The 13,675-nt window shown below is 35.6% G+C and carries 16 protein-coding genes and 3 tRNA genes; 10 read left to right on the forward strand and 9 right to left on the reverse strand.

The features are described 5' to 3' along the window. The first annotated feature begins 11 nt into the window (after positions 1 to 11). The gene (locus EKM01_RS07260; protein ID WP_126455741.1) at positions 12 to 965 is read left to right on the forward strand and encodes an acetyl-CoA carboxylase carboxyltransferase subunit alpha; all 954 of its coding nucleotides are present in this window, start codon (positions 12 to 14) and stop codon (positions 963 to 965) included. A gap of 140 nt (positions 966 to 1,105) precedes the next feature. Continuing rightward, positions 1,106 to 2,650: a replicative DNA helicase gene (gene dnaB, locus EKM01_RS07265; protein WP_126767591.1), complete on the forward strand. Its 1,545-nt coding sequence runs from the start codon at positions 1,106 to 1,108 to the stop codon at positions 2,648 to 2,650. 323 nt (positions 2,651 to 2,973) lie between these two features. Here dnaB and EKM01_RS07270 read toward each other — a convergent pair whose 3' ends face one another. The 3 genes from EKM01_RS07270 to EKM01_RS07280 all read right to left on the reverse strand — a co-directional run bounded on the left by EKM01_RS07270 (position 2,974) and on the right by EKM01_RS07280 (position 5,270). Next, positions 2,974 to 4,065 (reverse strand): alkene reductase, encoded by a 1,092-nt coding sequence (locus EKM01_RS07270; RefSeq protein WP_126460826.1) that lies wholly within the window; start codon positions 4,063 to 4,065, stop codon positions 2,974 to 2,976. 33 nt (positions 4,066 to 4,098) lie between these two features. After that, positions 4,099 to 4,596 carry a hypothetical protein gene (locus tag EKM01_RS07275; protein ID WP_126767593.1) on the reverse strand — a complete coding sequence of 166 codons (498 nt, stop codon included), beginning with the start codon at positions 4,594 to 4,596 and terminating at the stop codon, positions 4,099 to 4,101. 86 nt (positions 4,597 to 4,682) lie between these two features. Further along, positions 4,683 to 5,270 carry a Crp/Fnr family transcriptional regulator gene (locus EKM01_RS07280; RefSeq protein WP_126455733.1) on the reverse strand — a complete coding sequence of 196 codons (588 nt, stop codon included), beginning with the start codon at positions 5,268 to 5,270 and terminating at the stop codon, positions 4,683 to 4,685. A gap of 150 nt (positions 5,271 to 5,420) precedes the next feature. On the opposite strand from EKM01_RS07280, the gene EKM01_RS07285 reads away from it, so the two are divergent. Then, positions 5,421 to 6,272 (forward strand): transketolase, encoded by an 852-nt coding sequence (locus EKM01_RS07285; protein WP_126556365.1) that lies wholly within the window; start codon positions 5,421 to 5,423, stop codon positions 6,270 to 6,272. 115 nt (positions 6,273 to 6,387) lie between these two features. Then, positions 6,388 to 7,341, forward strand: coding sequence for a transketolase family protein (locus EKM01_RS07290; RefSeq protein ID WP_126515735.1), 954 nt, complete (start codon positions 6,388 to 6,390; stop codon positions 7,339 to 7,341). 71 nt (positions 7,342 to 7,412) lie between these two features. Here the strand turns inward: EKM01_RS07290 and EKM01_RS07295 are convergent, their stop codons facing one another. Then, positions 7,413 to 8,393, reverse strand: coding sequence for an FKBP-type peptidyl-prolyl cis-trans isomerase (locus EKM01_RS07295; protein ID WP_126460814.1), 981 nt, complete (start codon positions 8,391 to 8,393; stop codon positions 7,413 to 7,415). Between the two features lie 80 nt (positions 8,394 to 8,473). Here EKM01_RS07295 and EKM01_RS07300 point away from each other — a divergent pair, with 80 nt between their 5' ends. Next, a complete protein-coding gene (locus EKM01_RS07300) occupies positions 8,474 to 8,866 on the forward strand; it encodes an RNA-binding S4 domain-containing protein (protein WP_126460811.1) in 393 nt (130 codons plus the stop codon). A 178-nt stretch (positions 8,867 to 9,044) separates the two neighbouring features. Further along, a complete protein-coding gene (locus EKM01_RS07305; RefSeq protein WP_126455725.1) occupies positions 9,045 to 9,545 on the forward strand; it encodes a phosphoribosyltransferase family protein in 501 nt (166 codons plus the stop codon). Here EKM01_RS07305 and EKM01_RS07310 read toward each other — a convergent pair. Continuing rightward, positions 9,537 to 10,055, reverse strand: coding sequence for a shikimate kinase (locus tag EKM01_RS07310; protein WP_126460808.1), 519 nt, complete (start codon positions 10,053 to 10,055; stop codon positions 9,537 to 9,539). The genes EKM01_RS07305 and EKM01_RS07310 overlap by 9 nt on opposite strands. Before the next feature lie 127 nt (positions 10,056 to 10,182). Here EKM01_RS07310 and EKM01_RS07315 point away from each other — a divergent pair. The 3 genes from EKM01_RS07315 to EKM01_RS07325 all read left to right on the forward strand — a co-directional run bounded on the left by EKM01_RS07315 (position 10,183) and on the right by EKM01_RS07325 (position 10,491). Further along, positions 10,183 to 10,255 (forward strand) — tRNA-Lys (locus EKM01_RS07315). Positions 10,256 to 10,293: 38 nt separating this feature from the next. Continuing rightward, a tRNA-Lys gene (locus EKM01_RS07320) sits at positions 10,294 to 10,366 on the forward strand. Positions 10,367 to 10,408: 42 nt separating this feature from the next. Continuing rightward, a tRNA-Leu gene (locus EKM01_RS07325) sits at positions 10,409 to 10,491 on the forward strand. A gap of 188 nt (positions 10,492 to 10,679) precedes the next feature. On the opposite strand, the gene EKM01_RS07330 is transcribed toward EKM01_RS07325, so the two are convergent. The 3 genes from EKM01_RS07330 to EKM01_RS07340 form a co-directional block, all read right to left on the reverse strand. Beyond that, positions 10,680 to 10,946: a hypothetical protein gene (locus EKM01_RS07330; RefSeq protein ID WP_126569245.1), complete on the reverse strand. Its 267-nt coding sequence runs from the start codon at positions 10,944 to 10,946 to the stop codon at positions 10,680 to 10,682. Continuing rightward, a complete protein-coding gene (locus EKM01_RS07335) occupies positions 10,946 to 11,236 on the reverse strand; it encodes a hypothetical protein (RefSeq protein WP_126739966.1) in 291 nt (96 codons plus the stop codon). Before EKM01_RS07335 ends, EKM01_RS07330 begins: the two co-directional genes overlap by 1 nt. 169 nt (positions 11,237 to 11,405) lie before the next feature. Further along, on the reverse strand, positions 11,406 to 12,065 hold the full coding sequence (locus tag EKM01_RS07340; RefSeq protein ID WP_126767596.1) for a DUF4468 domain-containing protein: 660 nt from the start codon (positions 12,063 to 12,065) through the stop codon (positions 11,406 to 11,408). A 347-nt stretch (positions 12,066 to 12,412) separates the two neighbouring features. Between EKM01_RS07340 and EKM01_RS07345 the strand changes: the two genes are divergently transcribed. Next, positions 12,413 to 12,919: a tetratricopeptide repeat protein gene (locus EKM01_RS07345; RefSeq protein WP_126556271.1), complete on the forward strand. Its 507-nt coding sequence runs from the start codon at positions 12,413 to 12,415 to the stop codon at positions 12,917 to 12,919. Between the two features lie 172 nt (positions 12,920 to 13,091). Here the strand turns inward: EKM01_RS07345 and EKM01_RS07355 are convergent, their stop codons facing one another. Further along, entirely contained in the window at positions 13,092 to 13,658 is a 567-nt protein-coding gene (locus EKM01_RS07355; RefSeq protein WP_126460802.1) for a DUF4252 domain-containing protein, read from the reverse strand. Positions 13,659 to 13,675 lie beyond the last annotated feature (17 nt).

A 13,675-nucleotide genomic window follows, 5' to 3' on the forward strand; every position in this document is an offset into this window, starting at 1 on the left:
GCAAAAATCCTATGGAATATTTAGATTTTGAGCTTCCAATAAAAGAACTAGAAGAACAGTTAGATAAATGTCTTATTATTGGTCAGGAATCAGATGTTGATGTAACGAATACTTGCAAACAAATCAACAAAAAACTAGAAGAGACCAAAAGAAAAATCTATAAGAATTTGACTGCCTGGCAACGTGTCCAATTATCCAGACATCCAAGCCGCCCGTATACAATGGACCACGTGCGTGCCTTGTGTGGCGATACGTTTCTGGAACTTTTTGGCGACAGAGGTTTTAAAGATGATAAAGCCATGATTGGTGGTTTAGGAAAAATTGACGGGCAATCCTTTATGATTGTGGGTCAGCAAAAAGGATTCAACACTAAGACACGACAGTTCCGTAATTTTGGAATGGCCAATCCGGAAGGATATAGAAAAGCGTTGCGATTGATGAAGATGGCAGAGAAATTTGGAATTCCTGTTTTGACGTTGATCGACACTCCAGGGGCTTACCCGGGATTAGAAGCCGAGGAACGCGGACAAGGAGAAGCCATTGCCAGAAACATATTTGAAATGATTGGTCTTAAAGTGCCAATTATTACTGTTATCGTAGGAGAAGGTGCCTCTGGTGGCGCATTAGGAATAGGAGTTGGTGACAAGGTATACATGATGGAAAATACCTGGTATTCCGTCATTTCTCCAGAATCATGTTCTTCTATTTTATGGAAAAGCTGGGAATATAAAGAACAAGCTGCCGAAGCACTGAAGCTGACTTCAGCTGACATGAAAAAACAAAAATTAGTAGATGATATTATTCCTGAACCACTAGGCGGTGCACATTATGACAGAGCAACTGCTTTCAAAACGGTAGAGCAATATATTATGAAAGGTTTCAACGAATTGAAAGACTTATCAACAGCAGAATTAGTGGCTCAAAGAATGGATAAATACTGCAAAATGGGAGAATATAAAGAGTAAAATCTTACGAATTACTATTTAATCCGAAGCCTTGCCGTTTCGGATTTTTTTTTGGTTATAAACAAAAAATAGTTAGTTATGAACAATTATTTGTAACAACTCAACGACTATGTTTTTTTAATTTTAGTTACTTTCGCTTCATGGAAAACTTCAGAAATATTAATCCTGTCAAGGTTGATAAAACGACTATTATAAGCCTTGAAAAAGGAAAATTACAACCACAGGTGCTCGATTTAGAAGAGGCTGTGCTTGGTGCCATGATGATTGACAAAAAAGGGGTTGATGATGTTATTGACATATTACAACCTGATGCTTTTTATAAAGAAGCACACAAACATATTTTTGAGGCTATTGTTCAATTGTTTACAGAAACACAGCCTATTGATTTATTAACCGTTTCTGCCCAACTGAAGAAAAATGTAAAATTAGATTTAGCAGGCGGTGATTTTTACTTAATTCAGCTTACGCAAAAGATATCCTCTTCGGCACACATTGAATTTCACTCCAGAATCATTCTTCAAAAGTTTATTCAACGCAGTTTGATTCGGATTTCTACTGAAATCATTGAAGACTCTTACGATGAATCAGCGGATGTTTTTGATTTATTAGACAGAGCTGAATCTAAATTATATGAAATAACACAAGGAAACATCAAACGAAGTTCAGAGACAGCTCAAAGTTTAGTGCTACAGGCAAAAAAACGAATTGAAGAAATTGCCGGTCAAGAAGGATTGAGCGGTGTTGCCACTGGTTTTGATAAGTTAGATAAGATTACTTCCGGTTGGCAGCCCAGCGATTTAATTATTATTGCGGCACGACCTGCAATGGGAAAAACTGCATTTGTATTATCCATGGCCAGAAATATGGCTATTGATTACGGAATACCAGTGGCTTTATTTTCTCTGGAGATGGCATCAGTACAGTTAATTACCCGGTTAATTTCCTCTGAAACAGGTTTATCATCAGAGAAATTGCGTACCGGAAAACTAGAAAAACACGAATGGGAACAGTTGAGTACCAAAGTTAAAAACTTAGAAAAAGCACCTCTCTTTATTGATGATACGCCTTCCTTATCGATTTTTGATTTACGGGCTAAAGCCAGGCGATTGGTTTCGCAACATGGGATCCGAATTATCATTGTGGATTACTTGCAATTGATGACGGCTGGCGGAAACGGAAAAGGAGGCGGAAACAGAGAGCAGGAAATTTCTAGCATTTCCCGAAACTTGAAAGCATTAGCCAAGGAATTGAACGTTCCTGTTATTGCACTTTCTCAATTATCTCGAGCGGTAGAAACCCGTGGATCCAGCAAGAGACCGTTATTGTCTGATTTACGGGAATCAGGAGCGATTGAGCAAGATGCGGATATTGTGTCTTTTTTATACCGTCCTGAATACTACAAAATAGACGAATGGGATGATGAAGAAGCCTCACCAACAGCCGGTCAGGCAGAAATAATGATTGCCAAACACCGTAATGGTAGTATAGAAAACGTTCGGTTGAAGTTTATTGGACATCTGGGAAAATTTGATAACCTGGAAGATTACAGTGGCGGATATGATGACTTACCATCCAGTATGAATCAGGATGACAACCCTTTCATTACTAAAAACCTGCCCTCTGCCAATGATGCTTTTGGAAGCAATTTGAATGATCCGGATGATGACAGCGATGTTCCTTTTTAACAAACAAGCCTCATCAGCATGCGCACTACCCGTTTTTCTTTACAAAAAAAAGCAAGCATAATAAATACAGTTTATAATTCACAAGAAAGCCCGCTATTGCGGGCTTTCTTGTGAATTATAATTGAACCTAAAAATAAAGACAATGGTATTTTGACACTATTCTTGTTTAATTTATTTATTTGCTTGTACGCAATCGTACCAAACAAAAAACCGACACAGATTCCACAGATTTTCAATAAAAAAATGTCTAATTTGTAAAAATATATGAAATGTGTGTCAAAAAATATTTCTTACGTAGAACTACAGACAAGCATACTTCTTTATTAAACCATGGCCGGGTAATCAGTATATCCTTTCACAGTATCCGTGTAAAACGTGCTTTGATCTGGTTTACTTAATGGAGCATCAGTCTCAAAACGAGCCACTAAATCCGGATTTGCAATAAAGGGAACTCCATAAGCAACAAGATCTGCATACCCATCTTCAAGCACTTTGATTCCCATTTCTTTTGTAAACCCTTTATTGATGATTAATGTTCCTTTGTAAAACGGTCTGAAATGCTTAGCTACTTCAGTAACAGCAAAAGGTACATCATCAACCGGCGTAAAAGGCTCCGTCAAATGCACATACGCTAAACCATAGTCATTCAAACGGTTTACAATATATTCATAAGTAGGAATTGTCTGTTCATCTAACATCATTCCCTGCGTATTATGCAGGGTAGGATTCAAACGAACACCCACTTTAGAATAATCAATAACACCGGCTAAAGCATCTAGAATTTCAAAAAGGATTCGGGTTTTATTTTCTATTGAACCACCATATTCATCGGTACGATTATTGGAATAACCATTAAAAAACTGTTGTAGTAAATAGCCGTTGGCAGCGTGCAATTCGACACCATCAAAACCCGCCTCAATAGCATTTTTAGCTCCATTTTTAAAATCTAAAACGGTTTGTTTTATGTCTTCAATAGTCATTTCTTTTGGAACAACAGTGTCTACAAAACCGTCTTTTGTGTAAGCTTTTGCATACGGATTCAAAGCGGATGGCGCATGTGGTAATTCGCCATTATGCAAATCCGGATGCGACAACCGTCCCGTGTGCCACAATTGTGCAAATATAGTTCCTCCTTTTTCGTGAACTGCTTTTGTAACCAGTTTCCAACCTTCGGTTTGTGCTGCACTGTAAATTCCGGGCACATTGATAAAACCCACTGCTTTTGTACTCACAAAAGTTCCCTCGGAAACAATTAAACCTGCTGTAGCTCTTTGTGTATAATATTCTGCCGTAAGTGCAGTAGGAACATTACCTTCATTATTAGAACGGCTTCTGGTCATTGGAGCCATCACCATTCGATTTTTTAAAGTACTGCTTCCTAATGTATAGGGTTGAAATAAAATTGATTTACTCATTTGATTTTTGTTAAAAATTAGTGTTTTATTAAATTAAATACTGGCTTTCAAACCAATACTTGTAAATAGAGTTAAAATAGTGTTTAAGGTTTCTTGCTCATTTCCTTTCAAAAGAAGGGAATCGTTAGAATCATACGCTGATTCGTTGCTCAGAACAACTTTAGAAAAAGGAAACAAATGCTGTAATTTATCCAGTGTACTTTCGGAATTAATCACCTCCATTTCGTTTCCCAAAATAAGTACGATTTTACCCGTTGCCACTTTTTTGATTTTTTCAATAAGAGTAACATTTGTTTCCACATCATTTGAAAGTATAATAATATCTGCCTCCCAACTTGCATTGGTTGGACAAATCATCATTTCTACATTTGCCTTCGGATTCTCTGAAATAATTTCGGTATACACCTCCAAAAGTGTAGCGGCTTTTTGATCAAACAGCAAAACGGGATTGGTTTTGGCAATTTGCTTTGCTAAAACAATACTATTAGTTACTGAAACTCCTAGGACTGCAAATGTGGTTCTATTTGACATCGACTTATATTTACAGGACAAATTTAAGGCTGTATTGCAAAAGTTTTCGTTGATGTAAAACAAGAAATTCTATTGATCTATGTCAATTAAAATGAACTTCGATTGTTAATTTGTTTGCGAACCCGACTCAATGTTTCCGGTTTCAGACCAAGGTAAGAGGCGATCATGTGTTGGGGTACACGTTGAACAATTCCGGGATAAGCAATTCCTAAATTGGTGTATTTTTCTTCGGCGGTTTCTGTTAAAGTCGAATTTATTCTGGCTTGATTGGCGATGTAGGCATTTTGCAAAAGCAAGCGTTGGTATCTTTCAAACATGGGGACTTTATCCATTAAAGCTTCTCTTGCCGATGTTGTCAGCAAAAGCAGTTCAGAATCCTCCAAGGCTTCAATCGTATAAATAGAGGAACTATTTGTTAGAAAACTGGACAAATCTGCGATCCACCAGCCTTCAATTGCAAATTGTACGATGTGTTCATTTCCTTTTTCATCGATGGAAAAAGAGCGCAGTATTCCTTTTTCAATAAAGGCATTGTAGACACAAATGTCTCCTTCTTGCAACAGGATTTGTTTTTTGCGTAATCTTTTAGGGATAAAAAAAGTTTTACACAACTCCATTTCTTCCTGAGTCAGTATCACTTTTTCCTGAATGCTTTTGAATAATTGTTGAAACATGGTTGCAAGATACTAAATAATCAAGAATTCTTAAAAATAGTATTGCTGCTAAAAAAACAATCCTTGATAACTATTGATAAATCTAAAAATGGAAGTCTGTATAAATCAAAATATCTGACTACATTTGCCCAGACTAATTTTAACACACAAATGAAACCGAACACACAACAATTAAACGATTTAACAATCCAAGTCAGAAGAGATATTCTTCGAATGGTACACGCTGTCAACTCAGGTCACCCAGGTGGTTCTCTAGGTTGTACTGAATTCCTTGTCACTTTATATCAAAATATAATGGAACGCAAAGAAGGTTTTGATATGGACGGTATTGGAGAAGATCTTTTCTTTCTTTCAAACGGGCATATTTCACCTGTATTTTACAGTGTTTTAGCTAGAAGCGGTTATTTTCCAGCAGCAGAACTAGCTACTTTCCGTTTGATCAATTCAAGACTACAAGGACACCCAACTACACATGACGGCTTACCAGGAATACGTATTGCATCTGGTTCTCTTGGACAGGGATTATCAGTAGGGATTGGTGCTGCTCAAGCAAAAAAATTGAATGGTGACAACCATATTATTTATACACTTCATGGTGATGGTGAATTACAGGAAGGTCAAAACTGGGAAGCAATCATGTATGCTGCTGCAAAAAAAGTGGACAACCTTATTGCTACAATCGATTTAAACGGAAAGCAAATTGATGGAACAACTGACGAGGTTTTAGCCATGGGAAGTATTCGTGCCAAGTTTGAAGCTTTTGATTGGGATGTTTTAGAAATTGAAAAAGGAAATGATATCGAAGCTATTATTGCCGGAATGAATGATGCCAAATCCAGAACTGGAAAAGGAAAACCAGTTTGTGTATTGTTGCACACTGAAATGGGTAATGGGGTAGATTTTATGATGTACAGTCACGCTTGGCACGGTAAAGCGCCTAATGATACGCAACTTGAAATTGCTTTAGGCCAAAACTACACAGCAGCAGAAAGCGACTACTAATCCCCACCTAGCCTCCCCGAAGGGGAGAAACAGCTACAGAATCATTAAATAAAAATTTAAAACCCTATTTACCCCAATAGGAGCTCCCCTCCTTTGGAGGGGTTGGGGGAGGAAAATGAAAAAATATACAAATACAGGAAGTAAAGATACACGTTCGGGTTTTGGAGCGGGAATGACTGAATTAGGTCAAAAAAACGAGAATGTTGTGGCACTTTGTGCAGATTTAATTGGTTCTCTTAAATTTGATGATTTCAAGAAAAATCACCCAGAACGTTTTTTCCAAATTGGAATTGCAGAAGCCAACATGATTGGAATTGCTGCCGGTTTAACTATTGGAGGAAAAATTCCTTTCACGGGAACTTTCGCTAATTTTTCTACGGGAAGAGTGTACGACCAAATTCGTCAGTCGGTTGCGTATTCAGAGAAAAACGTGAAAATTTGTGCTTCACACGCCGGATTAACTTTAGGGGAAGACGGTGCAACACACCAAATCCTGGAAGATATTGGTTTAATGAAAATGTTACCGGGAATGACGGTAATCAATACGTGTGATTACAACCAGACAAAAGCGGCTACATTGGCAATTGCGGATCACCACGGTCCTGTTTATTTGCGTTTTGGTCGTCCGGTTGTGCCTAACTTTATGCCCGCTGACGAACCTTTCGAAATAGGGAAAGCGATTGTTTTAACGGAAGGGACTGATGTAACTATTGTTGCTACGGGACATTTAGTTTGGGAAGCTCTTATCGCAGCTGAAGCATTAGAAGCACAAGGTATTTCTGCTGAAGTAATCAATATTCACACGATCAAACCATTAGATGAAGAAGCAATTTTGAAATCATTGGAAAAAACAAAATGTATTGTTACCGCTGAAGAGCATAACATTCTTGGTGGTCTGGGCGAAAGCATTTCTAGAGTTTTAGCTTTGAACAGCCCATTACCACAAGAATTCGTGGCAGTGAATGACAGCTTTGGAGAGTCCGGAACACCAGAACAATTAATGGATAAATACAAATTGAACAATCAAGCGATTGTTGAAGCGGTTCAAAGAGTAATGAAAAGAAAATAATAGCTTCCTTTTACTTATACAAAAAAAAAATCCAGTTCAAATTGAACTGGATTTTTTTTGATTTGTATGTTTTAATTGCATTTTACTAAATGTCTTTTGATTCTTGCCGGATCAGTAGTATTTCCGTTACAGCTTGGGATAGATTCAAATGGGATTAAAACGCCATTAGCATCCGTGATTTCCGTTCTGGTACTCACACTGTCTCCATCATCATCAGTATCTAAAAAGTTTGGAATTCCATCTCCATCCGTATCATCCGGATTTATAACTCCTGTCGCTAAAACGCGCATATAACCATCGCCGTCAAGATCTTCTTGAAAATTCATGATTCCATCACCATCTGAATCCAGTCTGTTAATTTCGTATAATTTAAAACTAAAAACTAGAGGTGCGTAGGAAGGAATCGATCCACTTCCTGAATTATAATATCCTAATCCAGAAGGCAAAAACATTACTCCTGCTCCAAAATCTCTGTAAGATACGGTGCCATCTGTATTAGAATCGTAAGTCCCAGTCTTAAATTGCGGAAAAGTTTCGCCCCATCCTACTACTGTAGTAAGCAAACTAAAGAATTGTTGTGGGTTTTTCACCACCTCAAACTGAGTAGCAGAAAGTGTCGTAACTTCCGAAACCGTGGTTCGGGATAAATAATCTCCTTTGTAAGAAGCCAATACCGCATCAGCATTAGTAGGAGATTTGCCCGCTCCCTCTCTAAGCACTAAATAATACAAGGTATACGTTATATCATGAAGTTTGACATCTCTACTCAAAAGTTTAGGAAAGGTTGTTTTATCTTTATAAGACCAAATAGAGGGCTGGCTACCTCCTGCAGGAATTTTTGTATAGCTAACGTCCTGGTCGTCCGGGAAACCGGCGTGATTTACAACTGTGATATAATAGTTTTTTAAATATTCTTCGATATCCGTTAAATCAGTCGCATATTGCACTGCGAAATCTCTAGGCGGTTGAATTTCAGCAGCCTCATCCTTTGAGCATGAAAATAAAGAGATAGTTGTAATTAATAGAATAAAATAATACTTAAATTTGTTCATTATAGCTAATTTTTTTAAGTGCGCAAGATACAATATTGATTGATTTTTGTAAACAATTTAACTCCTATTTTAGAAAATTTATGAGAATAGATAAATATTTATGGTGCGTGCGGTATTATAAAACCCGAAATATGGTTACTGAAGCCTGCAAAAAGAATCACGTAACCGTTAACGGTCTTGTTGCCAAGCCTTCTAAAGAAGTTTTCGCTACTGACAAAATCACGTTTCGGAAAGACCAAATTACCCAAATAATCACCGTGTTGGATATCCCGGAAAATCGTGTCGGAGCAAAACTGGTTGATATTTACAGACGAAACGATACTCCGGCAGAAGCGTATCAACATTTAGAATTACTAAAACTATCAAAAGAACATTATCGAAAGAATGGCACGGGAAGACCTACCAAAAAAGATCGAAGAGATATTGATGAATTTCTCCCCTCCCCGACCCTCCCCGAAGGTGAGGGAGACTAGCCTTAGTAAATTAAGTACAATCCCGAATGAACTTTATCAAACACAATTCTCACCCCAGAGTTTTGAATGTAAGATAAGTGACAAATAAAAATTAAGTAAAACATCGAATAACCTTTGCCAGTCCTAGCTCCCTTCCCTTCGGGGAGGGTTGGGGAGGGGAATATAAAAATTTTAAATAATGAGCAAAAATATCATCTTAACAAATCAGGAAATTGATCACAAAATAAAAAGAATTGCCTACCAAATATATGAAACTTTCGTAGATGAAGAGGAAATAGTCATTGCAGGAATCGCCAGTAATGGTTTCATTTTCGCAAAAAAAATAGCCGCCGTCCTGGAAACTATTTCCCCTCTTAAAGTTGCACTATGCGAAGTGCAGATCAACAAACAAAACCCTCAATTACCCATTCATACTTCGTTATCAAAAGAACAGTATACCAATAAAGGTTTAGTTCTGGTAGATGATGTATTAAACTCCGGAACGACACTTATCTATGCCGTACGACACTTTATAGATGTTCCTTTGAAAAAATTCAAAACCGCAGTGCTTGTGGATAGAAATCACAAAAAGTATCCTGTAAAAGCAGATTTTAAAGGAATCTCGCTTTCTACTTCGTTATTAGAGCACGTACAAGTTGTTTTTGATGAAAACGATACTAATTATGCGTATTTAAGCTAAAAGAGCCACAATATCCTGCGCAGTCTGATCGATTGTTTTACCATCAACCACAACTTTATATTGCGCTTGGTTGTAATAAAAGCTCCTGTCAAAAAGGTGTTTTGCTATGAACTCTTTCATATCTTCAGGACTTTTATCCGCAATCAGTGGACGCTTACTTACATTAAAAGCCAATCTGTTCAATAACGTTTCAATAGAAGCCTTTAGATAAATAGAAACAACATTATCTCCTTTTAGCAACTCATGATTATTGGCATAACAAGGAGTCCCTCCACCTAAACCTATAATACATGATTCGGGAGCGTTTAATAATTCGATAAAAACTTCGTGTTCTACCTTTCTAAAATAAATTTCTCCATGCTTTTCAAAAATGGCATTTATAGACAAATTCATCTTCTCTACTATCTTTTCATCCAAATCTACAAAAGGAAATTGGATAATTTTGGACAACTTATTTGCAATTGTAGACTTACCACACCCCATATAACCTAATAAAATTATTTTTTTCATCTGAATAAAACCTTACAAATTAAGGTGTTGAGTAATTTTGTTTAAAAAAGACAAATTTATAATAAAATTGCTTGGAAAACTCCAAAATAAGTCCTTATATTTGCACCCGCATTCAAGGAAAGAAAATGACTCGATAGCTCAGTTGGTAGAGCACATCACTTTTAATGATGGGGTCCTGGGTTCGAGCCCCAGTCGGGTCACAATTTTAGTGATCAACACATACTTTCCTTGAAGCATTGACTCGATAGCTCAGTTGGTAGAGCACATCACTTTTAATGATGGGGTCCTGGGTTCGAGCCCCAGTCGGGTCACAAAAGGTCGAGTAATTTATTACTGGACCTTTTTTTTTATAAGGCCACGTGGAGAAACGGTAGACTTGCCAGCTTGAGGGGCTGGTGCTCGCAAGGGCGTGTGGGTTCAAATCCCACCGTGGTCACAATAAAAGCCTATTTACAGGGCTTAACAAACATTTTAGTTAACATTTACTTAACCATTTTCAAAACACTCATTTTTTGGGTGTTTTTTTAGTTTGATTACTCACGTCTTTTACCCTTGAAAAAACCGTTTTCAACAAAAAATAAATGTTTTGTTTTGAGTGCATATTTTACACATTTTACATTTCATCTATTCAATTTTAATTTTATTGAAAATATCTCGAATATCAAAATCCAAACTACATTGGTTTAAAAATATCGGACGTTCTCCAGTATTATTTTTGCAAAAAGTTTTAATGTAATATTCGGTAGCTATTATAACCTCATCTTTTGTCATCTCAAATAATGAAACTACATTTAATGCTTTGCATACTATCTGGGTGGCTTGTTCAGAATTTATATCTTTTAGCTTTATAAACTCCAGCAATTCAGCATAATTAGTGATGTGAATTTCCATTAATACTTTGCTTCAAGTTCAGGATTAATACCAGTGCCCAGATTTATTATTACTGGATTAAATTTGTTTTCGTTTCCGATGGTTAATTCTGTCGCCTTCAAAGTAGGAACTACAAATTTTGCTAATTCTAAAAGTATCCTTATCCTGTCTTTAGGTTCTAATAAATCAATATCACTTTGGATTTTATCGAAATTATTTTCAATCAATAAAGTAAATTTTTCTCTTAACTCTAAGGTAGTTTTATTTAATGTTCCCGAGGTACGCCCGCCTGTTTTTATGCCTGTTGCCATTTGTCTAAATTTATCTATTATAGATAAAACAAATGTAATAAATTATTTTAATAGTTATTAATTATAGTTTATATTTGTTGAGGTTTACCACTTGCCTGTGGTTGGCTATTTGAACAAAAAAAAAGAGCAACTGTTTGGTTGCTCTTTAATATTTAAAAGATTTTTCTGTTTACCAACCATCTTTTGTTTGCGAATTAACCGCTGATTGAATCGATAACATAGTTGCTTTCATATCAGCAACAATTGTAGAATTTATTCCATCATACATTGGTTTAGTATTTGCTTTATACGTTTCTCTTTTCTCTTTACCAATGAATCCCATTTTTAAAGTTGTTTCTAAAGAATCATTTATACTTGTTATTACTGCAACTGGTGTACCATTAAGATTTATACAATCAAAACCATTCTTTGTTAATGATGGTGTCATATAAACTGCAACTGCTTGGTCATATTCTATTTCAAGAATTCTATAATTAACTCTATACTTGTTTTCCTTAACATTAATTTCAATTAGATGATTGAATTTCATTACGTTAATTTCTGGTATTGATTTCATATTAGGGTATAATATTTTTGCACCATTATTATAATTAATTTGATTGATACCTTTTACAACTATATTACCCGCTTCAGCATCTAATAATTGTGTTACTGATTTACCACTATTATAATTGATACTAATCCATTTATTTATAGCCGAAAAGATTTCAGCTTTGGTTTTACTTGGTACTTCAAATACACCTGTTAAACTTTTATCATCATTGGTATATGTTTGTGCATAATCAGTAAGTGAAAACATAAGCAACATTGCTAATAACATTCTTTTCATTTTTTAAGATTTAGATTAATAATTTTCAAATGTAATCATTTAAAAATCATTTACTTTACGGTTTCCCGTAAACTGGATATGCAAATAAATCCTGCAGTATTAGTTAATCAACATTTTTAAAATTTTTCGATTCTTTTTTATAATTTAAAATTAAGGTTTTTATTCTTAACTTTTTATGCGGGTAAAGTTAGCAAGTCCATTGGTGATTTTTTATTGGTTTCATTTTGTAAAATAAATTACATTTAAATGCGTTAATTTAATATCTAACTAAAAAATAGTACCTTTATAGTGCAATTTTATTCTTTACCCGAGTTCTTAACAAGCCCAATACTCTGCAATCTATTTTTATGAAAAAATTAATTTTTCTTGCATTATTATTAAGTTCCTTAACTGGCTGGAGTCAGAGTCCAATTGCCTACGAATTTTTTGACCAAGCTTTAAAAAAAGCAGAAACAGGCAATCTAAAAGGCGCTATTGCTGATTATACTAAAGCCATACGAGCTGATCCATTGTTTGCTGAAGCCTACTTAAACAGAGCCCTTTTGAAACAAAAATCAGGCGATATAAAAGGGGCGTTAGATGATGTCAATAAAACCATCCTCATTGAACCTAAAAAAGGAGATGCTTATACCACCAGGGCTGACATCAATTACAAGGCTAAAAATTATACGGGAGCCATTGAAGATTGCACGATATCTATCACGTTAAATCCTAAAGACTACATTGCCTATAATCTTAGAGGGTTATCTAATATTCACATTCAAAATAAAAAAAATGCGTGCGCTGATTTCACCAAAGCCATTAAATTAGGAAGCCAAAGTGCCGTTAAAAATAAAAAAATGTTTTGCAAATAATATTCTTGAAATAGGCATAAAAAAAGCGTCTCGATTACAACATCAAGACGCTTTTTTTTATAGATATAACTCTGTTTATTTCATGAACTGCTATAGCGGCTTCAATTGTTCTAAATCAATGTTCGATTGTTGCAATACGCTCATCATAATCATTACGCTGGTTGGGTTCCTCTTATTTTCTGCCTTTAGTTGCTTTTTTTAAGTCATCACCTCCTGGAATTCGCATCTTATCGGTAAGAACTGAAATTTCATTCAAATCAAAATTTCCTGTCAATGACATCAGCACTGTATCCTCATTTTTAGCTCCTTCAATAAACATCAGCAATTCTCTAATTTGAGAATCTGAAGTTCCTGATTTTACCAGAATTTTTATATTCCTTCCGTTTTCATTCACGCGCATCAACTCTTCTAATCCCGCTGTTTTGATGTACTTCTCTGCAGCAGCTTTCATTTCTCCCTCTGCTCTGGTACTTTTTGTAGTAAAAACTTTTAGGTTGTCCAATTTTTTTATCAAACTCAGGTACTGTTGCGTTTCTTTATCAGAAGCATCTACTTTGACCTTACTCATCAAGTCGAACATTTTTTTATTGACTATAATGGACGTAACATCATCTTGTCCGTCAAATTTGTCAAAGACTGCTTGCGCAAAAAATGGACTCGAAATAACTAGAAATACTAAAGTGATCAGACACTTTTTGCTAAAACTCCTATTGATACTTTTTTGAATGGTTGCTTTCATTTTATTTAATTATTTTA

Origin of the sequence: Flavobacterium sp. RSP46 (genome assembly GCF_003984825.1) — a bacterium.
Lineage (GTDB): Bacteria > Bacteroidota > Bacteroidia > Flavobacteriales > Flavobacteriaceae > Flavobacterium.